Source organism: Streptomyces sp. NPDC052101, assembly GCF_040680235.1.
GTDB lineage: Bacteria > Actinomycetota > Actinomycetes > Streptomycetales > Streptomycetaceae > Streptomyces.
In genome coordinates, this window is sequence record NZ_JBFAWH010000014.1 from 120465 (window position 1) to 139731 (window position 19267).

Consider the following 19267-nt stretch of genomic DNA (forward strand, 5'->3'; position numbering starts at 1 on the left):
CCTGCTGAGCGGCCCGCAGGAAGCGGAGTAAACGTCTCCGCCGCACCCGCCACGGCGCCGGGCGGCCCCGGGAACGGATGCCGTTCCGGGGCCGCCCGGGGTCGTTCACGCTGTCGGAAGGGGCTCAGCCGGCTGCGAAGTCGGCTGCCCGGTAGCCGATCATCATGGCGCTCAGATTGGTGTGACCCCGGGGAATGGTCGGCATGACGGAGGCGTCGGCCACCATGAGCCGCTCCACTCCTCGCACGTGCAGATGTTCGTCCACGACGGCCTTATCGTCGCGTCCCATCCGGCAGGTGCCCACCGGGTGGTGGTACGACAGGGCCTGCACGCGGCACGCCTGGGGCAGGTCCTCGGCCCGCCACCAGGGTGTGTCGGGAAGCTTCAGTCGGCCCTGGGCGGCGAGGTCGTCGATGATGTGGGCGGCCGTCCTGACGATGTCGGCCGCCCGCGACCGGTCCAGGGGCGCCGTCAGGTGGTGGAGGTGGACGCGGGCTCGTCCGGGTCCGAGGGCGAGGTGGCCCCGGCTCTCGGGGGTGACCAGCGAGGCGGTCACGGCGGCGGTGTGCGGGCCTGCGGTGGGGTCGAAGAAGGGGGCGTGGTAGGCGAAGATCTGCGCCTGTGGATGACGGTCGCCGGGCAGCTCGTAGGTGAGCAGAGTGCCCTGGCCGCCCGGCATGGGCAGCTCGGAGGGATCGGTGACCTCCACGTTCATCTGGAACAGGACGTGGTCGGACAGGTTCCTTCCCAGCTGCGGTGCGTCGGCGAGGACCGGCAGGCCGGCGCTGCGCAGGTCGTCGGCCGCCCCGATGCCGGAGTGGAAGAGGATTTCGGGTGTGCCGAACGTGCCGGCGGACAGAATGACGCGATCGGCCTCGACGATGTGCTCCCCGTCTCCGTCGGCGAGGACCACGCCATGGGCCGTGCCACCGCTGATGAGTACCCGCAGGACCTCGCTGTCCGGCCGGAGAACCACGTTGCTACGCCCGCGCAGGTGGGGCAGTACGCTCACCAGGGTGCTCATGCGCACGCCGTCGATGCGGTTGGTGGGGAAGGGACCGTAGCCGAGGGCTCCGGGGGCGTTGTGGTCTGCCAGCGGGTGAAAGCCCTGGCGTCGGTAGGCGTCCTGGAACGCGAGATCGAATGCGCTCTGTTCGTATCGGGTGATGGCGATGGGGCCGTCAGATCCGTGGTAGTCCTGCTGTCCGAACTGCTGGTCGGCTTCCAGGGCGCGGAAGGCCGGCAGACAGGCGTCGTAGGTCCACACAGGAGAATCCCAGGCGTCGAAGCACCAGGGGTGACCGCGCGTGGCCGCCGCGGCGTTCACCGCCGAACTGCCGCCGAAGACCTTGCCGCGCGGTAGGAAGCTGCCCGTGTCCTCGTCGGTGTACTGCCAGTAGTAGTGCGCGGGCAGGAGTATCTCGGTGGCGAGTTCCAGCGGTACGTCGGGGCCCGGGTCGCTGCCCGCGTCGACGAGGACGACCTCGTGACCGGGATCCTCGCTGAGCTTCCACGCACACACCAGGCCGGCGGAGCCGGCTCCTACGATCACTGTTCGCACGGCACGATCCGTTCGTTGGCAACGTTGTCTGGGGGGAGTGGTCAGAGCGGAAAGTCGGGGCGGCCGAAGACACCCGCGGTGATCCAGCGGGTTTCGGTGAAGTATTCGATGCCCATGAGGCCCGCCTGGGGGCCGTAGCCCGAGTCGGTGATGTGCCCGAACGGGGCCTGCACGGGGTCGGCGGCACGGTTGTTGACGTGAACGGCGCGTGCCGGGAGCCTTCGGGCGACGTCGAGACCGGCCGCCCAGTCGCGGGTGATGACACCCGCCGTCGGCCCGCAAGGCGGGGTGCCGGCAAGGGCGACGGCTTCGTCGGTGCTGTCCACCGCGTGCACCGTGACGACGGGGCCGGCCACTTCCTGCGACCAGATGTCCATGTCCGCGGTCACATCGGTGAGGACCACGGGTGCGAGGGAAGCGGTGTTCTCCTCGAGGCGGCCGGTGCCTGTCACGGCGGTGGCGCCCTTGGCGAGGGCGTCGGCGACCAGGGCTGCCACGCGGCGCGCGGCACGCGGGTCGGACATGGCACCGGTGACTTCGGCGGGCCAGGTGGGTCCGGTTTTCTCGGCTCGCGCGACCTTGTCGGTGAGTCGGGCGAGGAAGCCGTCGGCCAGGGCGCGATCGACGAAAATCCGCTCGGTGCTCAGACACCCCTGGCCCGCGTCGAGGAAAGAGCTGACGACCGCCGCGTCGGCGGCGTACTCGACATCGGCATCGCCCAGCACGAGTAGGGAGTTCTTCCCGCCGACCTCGATCAGTGCCGGCTTCAGGTGCCGGGCCGCTGCCATGGCGACCTCGCGGCCGGCCGCGGCCGAGCCGGTGAAGGTGACGGCACGGACCCGCCGGTCGGCGACCAGGGCACGGCCCAGCTCGTCGGCGTCGTCGGGGTCGTGCGTGACGACGGTGAGGACATCGTCCGGCAGTCCCGCATCGATCAGCACCTCCCGCAGCAGCAGCCCGCCCGCAAGAGGGGCTGTCTGGCCGGGCTTGAGGACCACGGCGTTGCCCAGGGCCAACGGCAGAGCCACGGCGCGGGCCGCCATGAGGAGCGGGGCATGGCGGGGAGTGAGGGCGGCGATCACCCCCAGGGGTACGCGAACCTGTAGGGAGCAGGACCCCTCGGAGGATGCGGGCATGACCTGCCCGCCGGGACGGACGGCTGCGGCCGCGGCGTCGAGCAGGAACTGCGCCGCCAGCTTGGCGTTGAACGCTGACCAGGGACCGGCCGCGCCGGTTTCGGCGGCCATCGTCTGGACGATGCGGCCGGTGCGCAGCATCAGCAGTTGAGCGGCGTGCATCAAGACCGCGCTGCGTTCCGAGGGGGCTGACGCCGACCAGGACGGGAAGGCCTCATATGCGGCGGTCACCGCATCCGCCGCCTTCCAAGCGGGCGGTGGACCGTCGCCGGCGAAGTGTGCGGCGTGGCCGCGGCCTGCTGGGGCTTGCTGCCCGTCGGTGATCCGGCCTCGCGAGCTGGACATGTGTCTCTCCTGTGCAGTGAGTTTCACGGCCGCGTGCGGGTGCCGCGGCCTGCGCGCGCACTCACCGACAGCACGGTCCGGTCGCAGAGTTCCCTTTTCTCGCACCACGCGACGGCAGCGTCGGGGCGCCAACTGCGGCCTTGTCCAGCTAAACCCATCCGTCACCGGACGAGCCATGACGCAGACGATCACTAAGTATCAGCAAATGGATGGTGTTTGAACTCACTTGAGTGACTGCAGGCGCCCGTGCCCGACGTCCCTGATGCAGCGGGTACGCTGCGTGGGTGACCTCAACGGCGTTGCAGTTACTCGCCGGTCTTCCGCTCGCCGACTTCGCGTTCCAGGTGTGGTCTGATCTGAACCGTGTGGGCATCCCGGTGCACTTGGTCGGTGCATCGCAGCGGGCATGCGGACCCGACGGCATCGATCTGAATGTGACCGAGGACTGCTTGATTCTGACGTGGAATGTTCCCGACGAGCGGATATACGGGGCATCGGGTGATGAGGGAGCGGGGCTGTCTCACAGCGTCGGCATCCTGACGGCCGCGGTGGCCGCCGTCCTCGCCTCCCGCGGGCATTGCGTGCGCAGTGAGGCTCCCGACCCCCCGTGGGCCCCGCCGCTGTTCGTCTACCCGCCCGCGCCCGGGTCGGTCGTGCGGACGCAAGTCGGTCAACGGCTCTCATCGCCGTGAGAGTTACGCCGTTACGTCAAGGATGCTGCTCTGTCCGGAGCTGTTTGTGCCCGGTGCCCGCGGCGCACCGTGGGGTGGCTCCCACGACGTAGCGCAGCGGACGTACGCGAGCAGGCCGTGACCTGTCGGCGAGGCTGTGCCGAGAACACAGTCGATCGGTTCGTGCCTGGCATGGCATGACCGCGCCTTGTATGGGCCGCGGGTTCAGGCGGTGGCGGGCTGACTCGTGCTCGCGGACCGGGCGGCATCGGCCGTGTAGAAGACGGACTTGCCGCGCTTGCTGCGCCGGACGAGTCCCTTGGCGACCATGGCCTCCAGGGTGCTGCGTACGACGGTGATCTTGATGCCGCGCTCCGGATGCGCCTTGCTCAGGGCATCGGCGACGTCGACGGCCGCCCGGGGTTCGCCTTCGCGGCTGAGGTGAGTGACGACGAGGTCGCGCAGCGTCGGGCCCTGCTCCTTGCCCTGCTTGGCCGGCTGAGTGGAGCGGGCGGCGGGCGTGGTCTTCGCGGCGACTGCCGACTTCTTGGCACGGCCCGTCTGCACCTTGTCGGCCTGTGTCGGCGGCGTCGCCTGTCGGGGAACCGAGGCAGTCTCGCCACTGCCCGCGGCGGCCGACTCGTCTGCCTTTTCGGTATGTCCCAATGCCTGCTGCATGTTGACCAGCAGAGCCTGGTTGTGGCGCAGTGTCGCCAGTTTCTCCTGGAGGGCCGCCGCCTCACCGGCGAGGCGTTCCTGTTCCTCGGCGTTGCGCTTCAGGTCTTCTGCCAGCCGGGCGGCGTAGACCGGCCCGAGGCTGGTGGTTTCGTCAAGGTTCTCGGCCACAGTGGCTCTCTTTCCGAGGTGATGTGCCGTTGCGTTTCCGAATAGTACTCACAACGATTGTGGATACCCCCTCACGTGTAACCAATCTCTGGCAGTACGTGTGTTCACATGGGTGGAATCCTGTGCACCTGACATGGCACGGGTACGTGTGTGGTGCCGCACCATCTACGAGTGAATCGCCGGGCGCGACGGCTGGCTTCGGGTGGGCAGGGCGGCGCGGACAGGGACTTGAGGTTGCTGCGGACTTCAAGGCCCTCCGGCCGGCCGGGGTCAGGTGATGTGCATCGTACCGAAGAGGGTGACGGCGTGCCCGGTGCACGCCCCGCAGCTCGGAGGCGGCGAGGACACGCTCCTGCCCGGCGGGGTCCAGACCGGACACCAGAACACCCCCCATGGCGGTGGCATAGGAGGGGAACCGGGTGCCCAGGGCGATGTGGACGGTCATCATGCGCACGGTCGACACCCGCGCCACGTACAGGATGTCGCCGACGACCGTGGGTTGCCGTTCTGGTGGCCGTAGGCGCCCACTCATGCTCAACTCACATGGCGACGGTCACGTACGACCGTGTCGTGGTCACGCTGCCTGGCAGAGGAGTTCGAACGTCGCCTTGATCTGGGGCAGGTGTTCCCGGCCTCGGCGGGTGGCCAGGTAGATCGAGTTGCTCACCGGAGTGAGCGGCGTGTGCAGCACGCTGAGCCTGCCGGCGTTCAGGTCCTCCTGGGCGAGGTAGCGCGGTACGACACTCAGTCCGGCCCCCGCCGCGACGGCGGCCACCACGGTCCGAAGGTCGGCGACCGTCAACGCGGGCGCGGGCGGCTCAATGCCCCAGCACATGCGGAAGTAGCGCCGTGCCATGGGCATGGCGGGGGAGTAGCCGATGAAGCGACGTGTGTCGTCCTCGGGCCCGTACGGCGCCTCTCCCGTGCGGCCCACCAGGACGAACTCCTCCTCGCACAGATGCCGCAGATGAAGCTGGCGGGTGGGGGCGTGTTCGATCTTCGTCACCACGACGAGGTCCAGCTCGTCGTGGAGGAGCGTCTGGGCCAGCTCGGGGGAGAGACCGATACGGCAGTGGACGTCGACACCCTGCGCCAGCAAGGGGGCCAGTTTGGGCAGGACATGGACGGAGAGTAGATCGCCGGGCGCTCCCAGCAGTATCGGAGCCTTCATGCTGGAGGGGACGAGGGTGTCGACCGCGTCCTCCAGGGCGTCCAGGTGCGTGGCTATCTGAGCGGCCAGCAGGTCGCCCGCCTGGGTCGGGGAGACCCCGCGCCCCAGGCGGTTGAAGAGCGCCCGGCCTGTGGCGCCTTCCAGCGCTTTCAGATGGCGCGATACGGCTGGCTGGGACAGCCCGAGCAGGCCTGCGGCTTTGGCAACGCCCCCACATCGGTAGACGCACAGGAATGTGCGGAGCATGCCGAGATCTGCTCCATGTTTCATGGCCGGAACCCTTCAGCGAGAACCAACGTTCTCCTAACGTAGCGCATCCAGGGATCTGCCTAGGGCGGGGCTCCGGGACCGGCAGTTGTGGATCCAGGCCAATGCGCCGCTTCAGGACCGCAGCACGGTATTGGGCGCAGGGGGACGCCAGTCCCCCCGGTCGGTGTGCACCGGCCGGTACGCCGCACGCGGCCGGATGAGCGCCTCGCCCGCGCCCACCGTCATCCCGCCGCCGCAGGGGGAGGGGAAATCCGTCCCTTCGTGCGGTCGGCCCATCGTGCTGGTGGCATTCAACTTTCCACACAGATGGGTGAGTTGCCAAGAGGAACTGGAGACTGAGGGGTGTGACACGCATCCCGGGCGGGCCAGTTACCGGGGTGTCGCACGCCTACCGACCAGGCACCCCGTCGATGGCCGCCGGAGCGAACTCGACGTCGTAGCCGTCGTGGTGTCCCTGGTGCGCCGAGCGCAGCGCACCAGGGACACCGGTCCCGCTCGCTACCGGCGGGTGCCGAGAGTGGCCGCTGCCGCCTCCACGATGGCCCGTGTCTGGGCCACGATGTCCCGGCGGTTGCGCAGGAACGTCGGGTCGCTCAGGTCTGTGCTGTTGCCGGCACCGAACTCCAGCACGGGGGTGTGGATGTGGCCGCCGGGGATGTGCGGGTCGAGCGCGTCGCGCAGGAGGGTGGCGCGGTAGGCGATCTCGTTGGACAGGTAGTCACCGCCACCGCCCTCGCGTGCCACCGAACCGGGCGTCGGTCCGTTCGGGCGTACCACCGGCTCGGTGCCGCCCGCCGGGATCTCGGTGACCTGGGTGTGGTCGTACACGGGGAACCGGCCCGTCGCGGCCTGCACGATGGCCTGGTAGGGCAGCGTGGTGTGCGTCCACTGCGGCTGTGGGAGCACCGTGGGGAGGCCCGCCGGGATGGGGATCGTCCCCGTGCTGGAGAGGTTGTCGTTGTCCTGGTACCCGCCGCGCCATGCGCCGTTCCAGCGCTCGATGTCGAAGCGGTCCGGCCGGCCTTGGCTCACGGTGGCGAACATGTCCACCTGCTGCGGACCGGGCCGAAAGTGAGAGGCCAGCGTCCGCTCCACGGTCCCGTCGGCGAAGTCCTGCCAGCGCACTGGGAAAACGGCTGTCTCGATACGGGCCGGCCCGGACGGGGTCTGCACCGTGACGCCGTCCAGTGCCAGGGCGACGGCGCCGGAGGGATTGGAGGTGCGGCTGTCCGAGTCGAGGTCGAAGGGGTCGAACCCGGTGAGCAGGATCCGTTTGACTCCGGTGTCCTTGCCGAAGGAGATGGTGTCCTGGCCGCGTGAGGTGCGCTCCAACAGCTCCAGCAGGGCCCCGCGTTGTGCCGAGGACACGGTGAAGGCGGGGTTCCACTGCCTGAGGGCCAGGGTCATGCTCAGGCGGGCCCAGTACAGGGGCCTGTCATCGTCGTGGCTGAGCGTGCCCGCGGCCTGCTGGTCCGCGGTGGGCTGCTGAGCGCGCCGGACGGCCGCCTTCCACAGCCGGTGTCCGTGGTCCCTCATCACGGTCCTGGCCTGACCCACCGAGCGCGTGGCACACAGACTCCGGGTGAAGTCCGCCACCGTCTCCTGCAACTCGCTGCCGCGCAGGAGCTGCTGCGGTATGGGATGCGAGAGCCGCTGTTCTTCGATGGTGCCGTGGACGCTCGGTAAGAAGGTGCATCCGAGGCGGTCCGAAGCGGACGCGGGGGAGGTTGCCGTAAGCGGTGTGCTCGCGAGCAGGATGACTGTTCCGACACCAAGAAGACGATTCACTGTTCACCTTTCGGGCAGGGGGTCCGGATGGTCGGCCCCGACGAACGCCACGAGCGTGCCAGCCTCCCCTGCCCGTTGCCGCCGGATCGGACACCTCCTGCCGGTTCGGCCAGGACAGTGTGCTTTTCACGGCTGCGGCGACCCTGGTCGGCCCCCGTGGACGGGCCGTCGGCCTCGTGCGAGTTGCTCACATCACGCGGCGTCCTGCGAACTCCTCCCGCCCGCCGCGCCACTCATATGCACGAGGCGCTGCCCGGACCGAGCAGCCGGGACCAACCACACGAGAGGTGCCATCATGAGGCAGACAACGACTTTCCTGCGCAGGCGGGGGAGGGGCTTCGCACGCCGTCTCGGCGCCGTTCCGGCAGCGGCCTGCGCCGTGCTGCTCTTCGGCTGCACCACCCAGGCCCATCCGCCGGCCCCGGCCTCACCGGCGGCGGGAGCGGGGGATCGGGCCGAAGAGGGCGGCACTGCGGCACGGCAGGACACCGGACGGTCCACCCCGTCCCCCGGCCCGGCGGCGGCCTGTGTCGACCGGATCCTCTCGCGGATGTCGCCCGCCCAGAAGGTGGGTCAGCTGTTCATGGGAGGGGTCCACGTCGCCGGCGGCACCGACGGGAGCGCGCAGGCAAGTCTGACCGTGCTGCGCCGCCACCATGTCGGCTCGGTGATCCTGATGGGACCGACCACCGCGGGCATGCCGGCGGTGCGCGCCGTGACGGACCGCGCGGACCAGCTCGCCCTGGACGTGGGCGCCCACCGCATCGCCCCTCTGGTCTCCACCGACCAGGAGGGCGGTCAGGTACAGCCACTGCGCGGGCCGGGCTTCACCGACATCCCCAGCGCGCTCGCCCAGGGCGATTTCAGCGGGCCGCGGCTGCAACGGAACGCGGCCGTCTGGGCGGGCGAACTGCGCCGTGCGGGCATCCGTCTCGACCTCGCCCCCGTCGCTGACGTCGTCGCCTCTGACCTGGGGCGGGCCAACGGCCCGATCGGACGTTACGACCGCCAGTTCGGCTCCACCGCCGAGGCCGTCCGCGGTCACGATGCCGCCTTCGTCAAGGGTTTCCGCCAAGCCGGCGTGCTCACCACCCTCAAGCACTTTCCCGGCCTGGGCGGTGTCCGGGGCAACACCGACACCACTGTCCAGGTCACGGACACCACCACCGACCGCGCCTCCGACGGCCTGACCGCCTTCCGCGAAGGCGTCACGGCCGGCGCCCGGTTCGTCATGATCTCCCTGGCGACGTACACCCGGATCGATCCCGCGCACCAGGCGGCCTTCTCGTCTGTCGTGATCCAGGACATGCTGCGGAAGGAACTCGGATTCGACGGAGTCGTCATCTCCGACGACCTCGGCAACGCGGCAGCGGTCAAGGCCATACCCCCGGGCCGACGCGCACTGGCCTTCCTGCGTGCCGGCGGCGACCTCGTGCTGAGCGTGAACTCCGGCCACATCCCGACCATGACCTCTGCCGTCCTTGCCGCCCTGGGCGACGAGCCGGCACTGCGGGCGCACGTGGAGCAGAGCGTACGGCGTGTCCTTGCGGCCAAGCAGGCGGCCGGACTTCTGCGTTGCGGCCGCTGACACCGCGGCGGCCGCAACGCCTGGGGAGTGCGGCCGCACCGCCTGGGGAGGTGTCTCAGTCGCTGCGGACCGGTGAGAAAGCGAAGACCGCGGCCAGATCCGCCTCGATCGCCCCTGCGGCGGACAGCAGAGAAGGAAGCAGACGTTCACGAGACTGCTCGGGGGTCTCCGGGCCCGCGTGCAGGGCGAGGTTGACGGCGGCGACGGCCCTGCCTCGCACATCGTGCAGCGGGACCGCCATGGAGCGAAGGCCCGTCTCCAGTTCCTGCTCGACCAGCGCGCAGCCGTCCTGCCGCACCTGCTCGAAGACGCCGAGGAGTTCGCGGTGCGAGGTCCGGGTGAAGGGGGTCAGCGGGCGCGGAGGGAGCTGGGCGAGCAGCCGCTCCTGCTCCGCGCGGGGCAGGTCCGCCACCAGGACACGACCCATGGAGGTGGCGTAGGCGGGCAGCCGGACACCCGGGTGGATGGCGACGCTCGTGACCTGCTGGGTGGCGGAGCGAGCCAGATAGCGCACCTCCGCCTCGTCGAGTACGGCGACGGACGCGGACTCCCGGACCTGGCGGGCGAGCGCGGCCAGATGCGGACGCGCGATGTCCGCCAGGCCCAGACCGGACAGCGGGGCGTAGCCGAGACCGAGCGTGCGCGGGGCGGGGAGGTAATGCCGCCCGCACTGTTCGACGTAACCCAGACGCAGCAGGGTGAGCAGGTTGCGGCGGGTGCTCTGGTACGACAGCCCGGCGGCCTGCGCCGCGTCGTTGAGGGTGAGGCCGCCGCGTGCGCCGCCGAGCGCGATGAGCACGGCGAGCCCGCGGGCCAGAGCCTGGAGGAACAGGGGACCGAGTTCCGTCTTGGCGTCGGTGTACGCCGACGGCGCGGGCCCCTGCGCCGCCGGCCGCTCGGCAGCGAGAGCGCCGCCCATCTCCCGTGCCGTGCGGGCCAGATGAGCCAGACCGTGGTCGCGTAGCGCCTGCGCACTCCACCGGCTCGTGTGGGCGAGCACGCTCAGCGCGTACCGGGGGCTGCCGTCGGGGCCGGGGACGGGAACGGACAGGGCGACCAGACCCGGGGCGGCGATCTGGTCGTCCAGGGCCCAGCCCTGCCCGTGCGCCTCGCTGATCCAGGCGGCGAACTCCGCCTCATCCGCCTGGCCGGGGCGTGCGGCGCGTGGGGGAAGAGCCGGGTAGCCGTCATCCAGCGGGTCGGCGGCGCGGTGCGCCCGCCAGGCCGCGTGCTGCTCGGGTGCCCAGACGCCGGCGAGGACGGCGCCGGCGGCGCAGCGGTCCGCGGGCAGCAGGTCTCCGACCCGGAACCCCAGCGGAATCACCCGCTCCGGGGGGATCGCGCGGGCCACGATGCGCATGTCGCAGCCGTCCGTCGCGATCAGCGACACGGATTCGTCCAGCGTGCGGGCCAGGGCGTCCAGGTGGGGCTGGGCGGCGTCGGGCAGGCCCGCGGCGCGCAGATAGGCGTTGCCGAACTCCATCAGCCGCGGGGCCGCTTCCAGCTCACGGCCCGCGGCGCGCAGGTAACCGAGGTGAACCGCCGTCGCGGCCAGCCGGTCCACCGCGGAACGCGCCAGGCCGGTCGTCCTGGCCAGGTCGGCCGCCCGCACCGGCTCGGCGGAGCGGGCGACCGCCTCCAACACGGCCAGGCCGCGCGCCAGCGGGCCCTCCGCCTCCGTACCCACCCCGGCCTCCCCGGTGTCGCTGCTGGTGGCCCTTGCCTGTCCTGCCATCGCCGGCGCCGCTCCCGTTTCTGCTCCGTACTGATCGTTCTCGCAGGAGAACGCTACCGAGCGTTGACAGGGCCGCACAGACGTCGCAGACTCAAGCCTCACGCTGAACGAACGAAAGTTCACTCAGAGAAAAAATGCGAACGCCTGGTCGTGAACGCATCCGCCGGCCCGACCCCAACTCCCGAGGACAGCCATGAGTTCTTCCTCCCGTAGCCGGGTGGACCTCGCCCGCCGCACCGGCTACGAGTTCCTGTCGACCACCGTTCTCTTCTTCGGCGTGGTCAGCCTGGTCCGTGTGCTCGCCCTGCCGGACTCGCCCCTGGCGATCAAAGACCCCCACCTCATGCTCGGCACGGCCGGAGCCGTCGTGGCCCTGCTGCTCGCCGCACTCATGTACGCCCCGACCGGCCGCGCCTCAGGCGGCCACTTCAACCCCGCCGTCACCGTCTTGCTCTGGGCGGACGGCCTCTTTCCGGCCCGCACCGTCCTGCCCTACATCGCAGCCCAGCTGGCCGGCTCCGTCAGCGGTCCCGCCCTCGCCCGGCTGGTGTGGGGCGCCCCCGTCGGCCGGATGCACTACGCCGTGGTCGCCCCAGCCCCCGGCATCGGTACGACGGCTCTGTTCCTCATCGAGACCGCCGCACTCGTGGTCATCCTCGCGGCCGTCGCCGTGGTGATGGGCCACCCCCGGCTGCACGCACTGATCCCCGCCGTCATCGCGATGGGAGTGGGCCTCGTCATCGCCTCGCTCGGCACAGTCACCGGCGCGAACATCAACCCGGCCCGCGCCTTCGGCCCCGCACTGCTCTCCGGCCAGTACGCGCACCTGTGGATCTACCTGCTCTCACCCCTCGTCGCCGGTCTCCTCGCGGGCCTCGCCCACCGCGCCCTGCGTACCAGCGGCCCGGCCACCGCCCAGCCGGCCACGACCTGACGTCCTCCGCCCGACCCCCCCACGACCCGACCGACCTCTTTCGCGTCCGGCAGCCCGGCTCTCGCCCAGCCGACCCGCACGACCAGCCAACCGACCCACCGCCTGACCGCATGAGCGTCCGACCTACCTGAACCGGAGCAGCCCGTGTCCGCCACCCGAGGCCTGATCATCAACGGCCGCGAGGTTCCCGCCTCTTCCGCCCGCACCACCCCCGACACCAATCCCTGGACCGGAGAGGTGTACACCGAGGTCGCCGCCGCAACCGTCCAGGACGTGACCCGGGCGGTGGACGCCGCCGACGCCGCCTTCGCGCAGTGGGCGGCCACCAAGCCCGCCACCCGCCGGCAGATCTTCCTCGAGGCGGCCCGGCTGATGGCCGACCGAAGCTACGACATCGTGCGGATCATGGCCGGTGAAGTCGGCGGCACCGCCCCATGGGCGGCCTTCAACGCCCGGCTCGCCGCCGACATCCTGCTGGAGGCGGCCGCCGCCGTCAGCCGGCCCACCGGCCAGTTGCTCGCGACCGACGCCGACGGAGTCATCTCCGCCCAGACACGTGTCCCCAAGGGCGTCGTCGCCGCCATCTCACCGTGGAACGCACCCGTGATCCTCGGAGTGCGCGCGGTCGCGCTGCCGCTCGCCGTCGGCAACACCGTCGTGATGAAACCCAGCGAGGACGCCCCGATCGCCTGCGGCCTGCTCATCGCCGACGTCCTGCACGAGGCCGGACTGCCTGCGGGCGTGCTCAACGTCGTCACCAACGACCGGGCGGACGCCGCCGACGTGGTCGGCGCGCTCATCGCGGACCCGCGGGTGCGCATGGTCAACTTCACCGGCTCGACCGAGGTGGGCCGGGCCATCGGAGTCCAGGCCGCCCAGCACCTCAAGCCCGCAGTCCTCGAACTCGGCGGTAAGAACGCCCTGGTGGTCCTGGAGGACGCGGACGTCGACTACGCCGTGGACGCGGCCGTCTTCGGCTCCTTCATGAACTCCGGCCAGATCTGCATGTGTCTGGACCGGATCATCGTCCACCGCTCGCTCGCCGAGAAGTTCACCGCGAAATTCGCCGCCCGGCTAACGCAGCTGAACTGCGGCGACCCTTCTGACGCCGCCACCGCCATCGGGCCCGTCGTCAACTCCCGTGCGGCACAGCGCATCACCGCACTTGTCGAGGACGCCCTCGCCCGGGGAGCGGCCCTCGCCGCGGGCACCGGCCGGCCCGAGGGGCCTGACACCCTGATCCGCCCGGTGGTGCTCACCGGGGTCACCAAGGACATGAAGATCTACTACGACGAGACCTTCGGCCCGGTCACCGTGGTGCACGTGGTCGACAGCGCCGACGAAGCGGTCGCCCTCGCCAACGACACCCCCTACGGGCTGACCGCCGGAGTCATCACGGAGGATCTGCGCGCAGGTCTCGAGGTCGCCTCCCGGCTGCGCACCGGGATCGTCCACATCAACGACCAGTCGATCGCCGACGAACCCCAGGCCCCGTTCGGCGGGGTGAAGGACTCCGGCTACGGCCGCTTCGGCGGCCAGCCCGGCGTCGAGGCGTTCACCGACATCCGCTGGGTCACGGCTCAGGCCCGCGGTCACGCCCACTTCCCGTTCTGAGCCGCGACAGCCGATACCGGGCGTGCTGGTGCGCACCCGGCATCGGCGAGCAGGGGACGACGGTCCCACCGGGCGGATCACGGGAAGTCGATGGTGGCGTCGGTGGGGAGGGACACCGCGACCGAGCCGACGGTGGCGGCGGTGAAGGTGTCCACGGCGGCGATCCGTGAACCCTATGGTCCAGAAGTCCACGAAGAAGGCCCGCGACTGCTTGACGTCCGCTCGGGTGCCCCGGATAGATCACGTGGATCTCCGCGCCCCCGATGTGCAGCGCGAGGATGGTGGTGCGTCGGCGTGGTGGCGGCGTCAACTTGGCGGTTTACGGTCGTTGAGGGCGTGGCGTGGCGTGGCGTGGCGTGGCGGGTCGTGGGGTGCAAGGTGGCCGCGCTGGTTCAGCCCGCGGGCATACCCGCGGCCGGGGCGGCTTCTTGCCGCGGTGAGTACGCTGGTATAGGCGTCGACACGGGAACTGCGGAACCGGTTTCGGCGTCCTGGCTGTAGACCTGGGATCGGGGCGGGGGCGTTGGCATGGCTACGAGGATCTCGGTGACCGTCAAAGGGCCGACCGGCCTGGACGATCCGGACCGGATGCTTGACGAGCTGGAGGCGGAGACCGGTCTGTCGTGGCGTTCGTCAGCCGTCGACGAGGGCAAGGTGCTGACCGGCGGCATCGTCGAGATCGTCCTCGTGGCCGTGGTCGGCAAGGCGACCGAGATGGCCGTGTCTGCCGCGGTGGACGCCGCGAAGAGGGTTGTCGAACGATGGCGCGGTGAGCGGCTGGATCCGCCCGAGACTTCGGTCGGCACCCAGTCCGTACCCGACTTGGCAGCGGAGCCGACGGCGGAAGGGCTGGACGGCTGAGATGGCCTCTCGTGCGGTGGTGATAGGACCGGCGAGGTACGCCGTCAGTTCGGGGATGGAAGGTCATCCTCCGATCGGTGCGAGCGCGCGTATGTACGGCGAGGTCCTCGCGGGCGACGAGATGTGGGGTACCGACTGCTGCCGGGTCCTGACCGAGGACGAGGTCCAGACGGCTGACGGCGTGATGAGGGCGTTGCAGGAAGCCGCGGACGAGACGGGGCCCGACGACATCTTCCTGGTGGTGTATGTCGGCCACGGCCAGTACTGGAGTGACGTTCCCGGCGCGCAGGTCCATTTCTCCGTGGGCTCGTCCTACCGGGACAAGCCATGGACCTGGCTTTCCAGTTGGTATGTCTACCGCGTCATGCGCAAGGCCAGGGCGAGGCTGAAGGTTCTGATCGCCGACTGCTGTTACTCGAACCTGCTGCCTCAGCTGGGGGAGGAGCCCGTTCTTCCCGGAGTCCTGGGCGCGCTGGACGAGGGCACCTGTGTGTTCACGGCCGTCAAGAATGCCAATTTCGCGCCTGCTGACGGTTGTTCGGCCCTGCCGGGGAATCTCTCGAAGTGCACACCGTTCAGCGGGCATCTGCTGCACATACTGCAGGATGGCACGAAGGACCACAATCACCAGCTCACCATCGGCCTCCTGCGGGAGGCGGTGAAGAAGGAGATGGAGAACTGCACAGGTGCCCAGCACCAGGTACCGAGGATGTCGCTGAACGACGCCCGTGACGGCACCCCGCTCTTCACCAACCAGATGGAGCTGAAGAAGCGCGACCCGGTCCCGCAACTCCCGGTCGAGCCTGCGGACTGGGTCAAGACGTTGATGATGGACCGGGGCTCCCGCCTCGATGAACTGCTGAAGGACGAGCGGAAGACCGGCGACGTGGTCGCTCTGCTCAGCTCCAGGCCGGATGAGGCCAGCCGGCATCTCGCGCGGCACATCGACGTCAGGGCCAACCAGGCGTTCAACTCGCCCCATGCCTTCGCCCGCTACTGGAACCAGGTGGAGAAAGCACTGCGCGTATGACGGAGGGCCAGAAGGCCGCGGGCTCCGGCGTGGCCAGACGTTCCGAGGATGACGGTGCGACGGAGCCATGGCGCTTCGGCTATGAATGGGTGACCAAGTGCTCGGTCGCCGCCTTCAGGGAGCGCATGCAGGCCATGCGGGAGGGCGAGCAGCCCGTCACCGAGAGCAGCGAGAGGCCCCGGCCCGCCAACGCGATCAGGGCCCTGCACGCGTTCGCCATGCTCAGCACCATCGACCGGCTCATCGAATGCGCGGTGAGTTTCGACTACCGGGACGCCGTCAACATGGTGGCCACGGCGGCGCTGAGCCGGAACATCATCCATGCCGCGGAACTCGCCATTCGGCAATGGGATGCCGAGCGTGCGAATGATGGCCGGTACCCGCGGCTGACGGACGGCGTCATCCATGACATCGCTTGCCAGCGGACGGTACTCGACGTCGCTGTCTTCGTCCGGGAGTGCCGTGGCGCCGGAAAGAGCGAGCTGGTGGACAGGACGCTGCGCGTGTTCACCACACCGAGTTCGGGTCGGACCAATCTCGACAAGGCCCTCCTCTACATCGCGCTGCGTGATGAGAAGTGCGGGGAAGAGGCCGCCGAACTCCTCCGTCAGACCCTCGTCGCGATCACCGAGCAGGTGGACGTGCCGTTGCAGGCCTCGTACACGATTCCCAGGGAGTTCCAGGATCTCGCCGGCGCGCTCCACCAGCTCAGTCCCTCCGAGCGGATCCTGGAGGAGTGGGTCGACGCACAGTTGCGGATTCCGGATCACGTACCCGAGACAAGACGGATCGTCGCCCATCTGATCGCCACCCGGACAGACAGCCCGGACACACTCGTGGAGCATGTCGGCAAACGGCTGTCCCAGCACGACATCGCGGAAATCTGCGGCCAGTTGGCCAGACAGGGGTCCTCGGAGAAGTGCGTCCTGATCCGCGAGCACGCCGCGTCGCGCGACAACGTGGAGCACCTGGCGGAGATCGTCATCGCCTGGCACCGCTCAGAGGCCCTCACCAGGACGACCAAGGACCTGCTCGCCGAGATCGTGGCCAGGGGGACGGCGCGAGCGGCCGGGCCCCGCTCGCCGGTGGAACTCGACTACCTGGACACGGTACTGGGCAACTTCAACGCCCAGCCGGAATGCAGGAGATTGCTGCGCATCGCCGCCGCGGCGCACACGGACGGCCGTTCCGGAACCGACATGGCCGTTCTGCTGGTCAGGATCGAGCGGCCGAGGGACCGCAACCGTGTGGCGCAGACGATCGCCCAGAGACTGGCCGCGCGTGTCCTCGAACAGGGCGCCGACGCCGGGCTCTTCGTCGACTACGTCAGAGGGCTGCGGGGCCATGGCCGCGCCGAGGCCGTCGATCTGGCCTGCAAGGAACTGGCGGACCCGTCCCACTCCGTCGGGGTGCGCCCGGGGTCGGGTGCGGTCATCGCCGAGATCGCCGCCTGCCTGTACGGTGCAGATCTGCCCCGCGACGGCTGGGACCTGCTCGAACGATGCCTGGAGAACGAGCAGCGCGTCACCCCTCAGGGCGTGGCTCTGGTCGTCGACCGGCTGCGCACCAGCACGATGGAGGAAGAGGACAGGTACTTCCTGCTCCGTGCCACGGTGGGCCGCTGGTCCGACACGAACCGCCGGGAGGAGGCGGTCGAGGAGCTGCGCGGCAGGGGATTCGAGGCGGAGGCCACGGAGGTCATTCGTTCGCTGCGTTAGCGGCCGCGGCGGGGCGGCCGGTGCCCGGAGTCGGCAGCATGGGCGCCACTTCGGCCATGTGACGTCTGGACGCGCTGACCAGGCCCTCGAAGGCCGCGAGCGCCGCGGCGACGGCCAGGAAGCCCCCGAGGAGATGGGGGAGGACTCCGACCGAGGAATCGCCCAGCAGTGTCAGCAGCGTCAGCACCGCGAGATGGCCGATCAGCCAGAGCCCAGCCTGGGCGGCGGGACTGGTGCGCCAGTGCCGCAACAGTGTCACGTGCACCTTGGCGTCGTACATCCGGCCGAAGGCGGGCAGCCACCGGGCGAGGATCGGCAGGCACAGCAGCAGGGCGCAGCCCACCGTGAGGGTCGCCATGCCTCGCCACAGGGGGGCCCAGCCCGCCCCGTAGAGGATCAGCGCGATCAGGGCGAAACCGGTCCGCGCCAGGACCTCGCGGACGCCGCGCCTCAGGTGGGACCAGCCGGTCAGGTGGTCGCGGAGCGACACGAGGACGACGCCCGGGACGGCGTAGACGACCAGCGTCAGGACTCCGGTGATCGCGACGAGAGAACTCCAGCTGCCGCCGACCGCCAGCAACGCGACGCCCGCGACGAAGAAGTCGACGACCAGGACCAGCCAGTACACGTCGTACCGCCGCTTCAGGGAGGCCTTGCGGGCGGTCTGCAGCCCGCGGTGGGTGAGATGGGCCCGGCTGAGCGCTGCCACCTCGCGGGTGAGCGCATGGGCGAAGACGAGTCCCGCGCCCATGGGTGAGATCACGGCGCCGATCCTGAGCAGCCACCCGAGCCACCACAGGGAGAGTGCGAAGGCGAACTGGGCATAGGGCGACGGCTCGATGTCGGCCGGACTCCAGTAGGACGCCTGATACTTCGTGAAGACGACCTGAAGCGATATGTACAGGATCATCGCCCCGATGATCGTTCCGAAGACCGCCCTACGAAGCCGGGCCGCCTCGCCGATTCCTCGTCCCCATCGCTTGATGTTCCCGGCGAAGTCCAGCGGTCCCTGGAAGCCGACGTAGGCGAAGATCACGCCGCTGCCGACGACCGCTGCCAATGCGGCGCCGGCGCCTTTCCCTGTGCCGCCGCCACTCGCGTGGGGACTGTGGTGGTCGAAGCCGGCCGCGATCAGCAGTGCGACGGTCAGGACCGGGACGATGACCTTCACCACCGTCAGCCAGGAGTTGATCCTGAAGAAGATCCGCGGGGTCGCAAGGTTCACCGCGGAGATCACCGCCATGAACAGCAGCGCGTAGCCCCAGCCTTTGAGGGTGAGCGCCTGGGAGGGGTCCAGGAGCCCGTGGACCTTCCAGGACAGGCCCCTCGTCATCGCGACGGCCTCACTGGAGAGGTTGATCGCGTAGAAGATCCACAGGCCGGCCGCGACCACCGTCGCCACCAGCGCGCCGCTGCTCTGCAACGGCAGGAATATCAGCCCGCCGGTCTTGGGGGCGACGGTGCCCAACTCGACCATGACCGCAGCGATGAGCAGCATGAGCAGGCCGCCGAACACCCAGGCCAGGTAGGCGTCCGAACCGGCCCGGCGGAACGCGTCGTCCGCGCCCAGCAGCCAGCCAGAACCGATCATGCCCCCCGCCGCCAGGCCGACGAGGTGGAACACCGACAGTCGCCGCTGCTCGTCCTCGTCCTCGGCTCGCACCGGCTGCCGGCCCTCAGGCTTCAATTCCCGGACACTCATCCGCCCTGTTCCCCCGCGTAGCATCGGCAGATCCTCACGCACAGTGGCGAACAGGGTACTGGTCGGAGGGGGCCGAGGAAACGGCGTTTGCGAACAGATACGCACGAGCCCGGCGTTCCTGCCGCTCACCGTCGTGGTCGGCGTGGAACTGACCATGTCGATGCCGCCCCGGCTGACCGCCGATACCGGCATGGTGACGAACGCGGCGTCGAAGACTGCAGGGCGGGGCCTGCGATCTCGACCGGGTACTGCTGCAGGTCGGAGTCGAGGGTGCCCTTGACGTACGCCCCGGGGCAG

Annotated in this window: 14 protein-coding genes; 7 read left to right on the forward strand and 7 right to left on the reverse strand. The window is 69.9% G+C overall.

Annotation, left to right across the window (positions count from 1 at the left end; translation table 11 throughout):
- Positions 1–124 precede the first annotated feature (124 nt).
- Both AB0L75_RS24835 and AB0L75_RS24840 read right to left on the reverse strand, forming a co-directional pair.
- Positions 125–1561 (reverse strand): GMC family oxidoreductase, encoded by a 1437-nt coding sequence (locus AB0L75_RS24835; RefSeq protein WP_365184555.1) that lies wholly within the window; start codon positions 1559–1561, stop codon positions 125–127.
- Positions 1562–1602: 41 nt separating this feature from the next.
- The gene (locus AB0L75_RS24840; protein WP_365184558.1) at positions 1603–3042 is read right to left on the reverse strand and encodes an aldehyde dehydrogenase family protein; all 1440 of its coding nucleotides are present in this window, start codon (positions 3040–3042) and stop codon (positions 1603–1605) included.
- 284 nt (positions 3043–3326) lie between these two features.
- Here AB0L75_RS24840 and AB0L75_RS24845 point away from each other — a divergent pair, with 284 nt between their 5' ends.
- Positions 3327–3734, forward strand: coding sequence for a hypothetical protein (locus AB0L75_RS24845; protein WP_365184561.1), 408 nt, complete (start codon positions 3327–3329; stop codon positions 3732–3734).
- A gap of 204 nt (positions 3735–3938) precedes the next feature.
- On the opposite strand, the gene AB0L75_RS24850 is transcribed toward AB0L75_RS24845, so the two are convergent.
- From AB0L75_RS24850 to AB0L75_RS24860, 3 genes are all read right to left on the reverse strand, one after another.
- A complete protein-coding gene (locus AB0L75_RS24850) occupies positions 3939–4559 on the reverse strand; it encodes a hypothetical protein (protein ID WP_365184564.1) in 621 nt (206 codons plus the stop codon).
- Positions 4560–5133: 574 nt separating this feature from the next.
- Positions 5134–5976 (reverse strand): LysR family transcriptional regulator, encoded by an 843-nt coding sequence (locus AB0L75_RS24855; protein ID WP_365184567.1) that lies wholly within the window; start codon positions 5974–5976, stop codon positions 5134–5136.
- Between the two features lie 522 nt (positions 5977–6498).
- The gene (locus tag AB0L75_RS24860; RefSeq protein WP_365184569.1) at positions 6499–7788 is read right to left on the reverse strand and encodes a pyroglutamyl peptidase; all 1290 of its coding nucleotides are present in this window, start codon (positions 7786–7788) and stop codon (positions 6499–6501) included.
- 295 nt (positions 7789–8083) lie between these two features.
- Here AB0L75_RS24860 and AB0L75_RS24865 point away from each other — a divergent pair, with 295 nt between their 5' ends.
- Positions 8084–9376: a glycoside hydrolase family 3 N-terminal domain-containing protein gene (locus AB0L75_RS24865; protein WP_365184572.1), complete on the forward strand. Its 1293-nt coding sequence runs from the start codon at positions 8084–8086 to the stop codon at positions 9374–9376.
- 55 nt (positions 9377–9431) lie between these two features.
- On the opposite strand, the gene AB0L75_RS24870 is transcribed toward AB0L75_RS24865, so the two are convergent.
- The gene (locus AB0L75_RS24870; protein WP_365184575.1) at positions 9432–11111 is read right to left on the reverse strand and encodes an IclR family transcriptional regulator C-terminal domain-containing protein; all 1680 of its coding nucleotides are present in this window, start codon (positions 11109–11111) and stop codon (positions 9432–9434) included.
- Between the two features lie 193 nt (positions 11112–11304).
- On the opposite strand from AB0L75_RS24870, the gene AB0L75_RS24875 reads away from it, so the two are divergent.
- The 5 genes from AB0L75_RS24875 to AB0L75_RS24895 all read left to right on the forward strand — a co-directional run bounded on the left by AB0L75_RS24875 (position 11305) and on the right by AB0L75_RS24895 (position 17268).
- On the forward strand, positions 11305–12045 hold the full coding sequence (locus tag AB0L75_RS24875; RefSeq protein WP_365184578.1) for an aquaporin: 741 nt from the start codon (positions 11305–11307) through the stop codon (positions 12043–12045).
- Between the two features lie 144 nt (positions 12046–12189).
- A complete protein-coding gene (locus AB0L75_RS24880; protein ID WP_365184580.1) occupies positions 12190–13659 on the forward strand; it encodes an aldehyde dehydrogenase family protein in 1470 nt (489 codons plus the stop codon).
- Between the two features lie 528 nt (positions 13660–14187).
- Positions 14188–14520 carry a hypothetical protein gene (locus AB0L75_RS24885; protein WP_365184583.1) on the forward strand — a complete coding sequence of 111 codons (333 nt, stop codon included), beginning with the start codon at positions 14188–14190 and terminating at the stop codon, positions 14518–14520.
- 55 nt (positions 14521–14575) lie between these two features.
- Entirely contained in the window at positions 14576–15550 is a 975-nt protein-coding gene (locus AB0L75_RS24890; RefSeq protein ID WP_365184586.1) for a hypothetical protein, read from the forward strand.
- Positions 15547–17268: a hypothetical protein gene (locus AB0L75_RS24895; protein WP_365184589.1), complete on the forward strand. Its 1722-nt coding sequence runs from the start codon at positions 15547–15549 to the stop codon at positions 17266–17268. The genes AB0L75_RS24890 and AB0L75_RS24895 overlap by 4 nt, the downstream gene beginning before the upstream one ends.
- Here the strand turns inward: AB0L75_RS24895 and AB0L75_RS24900 are convergent.
- Positions 17249–18970 (reverse strand): APC family permease, encoded by a 1722-nt coding sequence (locus AB0L75_RS24900; RefSeq protein WP_365184591.1) that lies wholly within the window; start codon positions 18968–18970, stop codon positions 17249–17251. The two genes, AB0L75_RS24895 and AB0L75_RS24900, sit on opposite strands and share 20 nt — an antisense overlap.
- Between the last annotated feature and the right edge of the window lie 297 nt (positions 18971–19267).

Coding starts and splice junctions, on each gene's coding strand:
- AB0L75_RS24890 (WP_365184586.1), top strand. CDS start 14,576: ATGGAAGGTCATCCTCCGATCGGTGCGAGCGCGCGTATGTACGGCGAG.
- AB0L75_RS24895 (WP_365184589.1), top strand. CDS start 15,547: ATGACGGAGGGCCAGAAGGCCGCGGGCTCCGGCGTGGCCAGACGTTCC.
- AB0L75_RS24870 (WP_365184575.1), bottom strand. CDS start 11,111: ATGGCAGGACAGGCAAGGGCCACCAGCAGCGACACCGGGGAGGCCGGG.
- AB0L75_RS24865 (WP_365184572.1), top strand. CDS start 8,084: ATGAGGCAGACAACGACTTTCCTGCGCAGGCGGGGGAGGGGCTTCGCA.
- AB0L75_RS24885 (WP_365184583.1), top strand. CDS start 14,188: ATGGCTACGAGGATCTCGGTGACCGTCAAAGGGCCGACCGGCCTGGAC.
- AB0L75_RS24855 (WP_365184567.1), bottom strand. CDS start 5,976: ATGCTCCGCACATTCCTGTGCGTCTACCGATGTGGGGGCGTTGCCAAA.
- AB0L75_RS24900 (WP_365184591.1), bottom strand. CDS start 18,970: ATGAGTGTCCGGGAATTGAAGCCTGAGGGCCGGCAGCCGGTGCGAGCC.
- AB0L75_RS24875 (WP_365184578.1), top strand. CDS start 11,305: ATGAGTTCTTCCTCCCGTAGCCGGGTGGACCTCGCCCGCCGCACCGGC.
- AB0L75_RS24840 (WP_365184558.1), bottom strand. CDS start 3,042: ATGTCCAGCTCGCGAGGCCGGATCACCGACGGGCAGCAAGCCCCAGCA.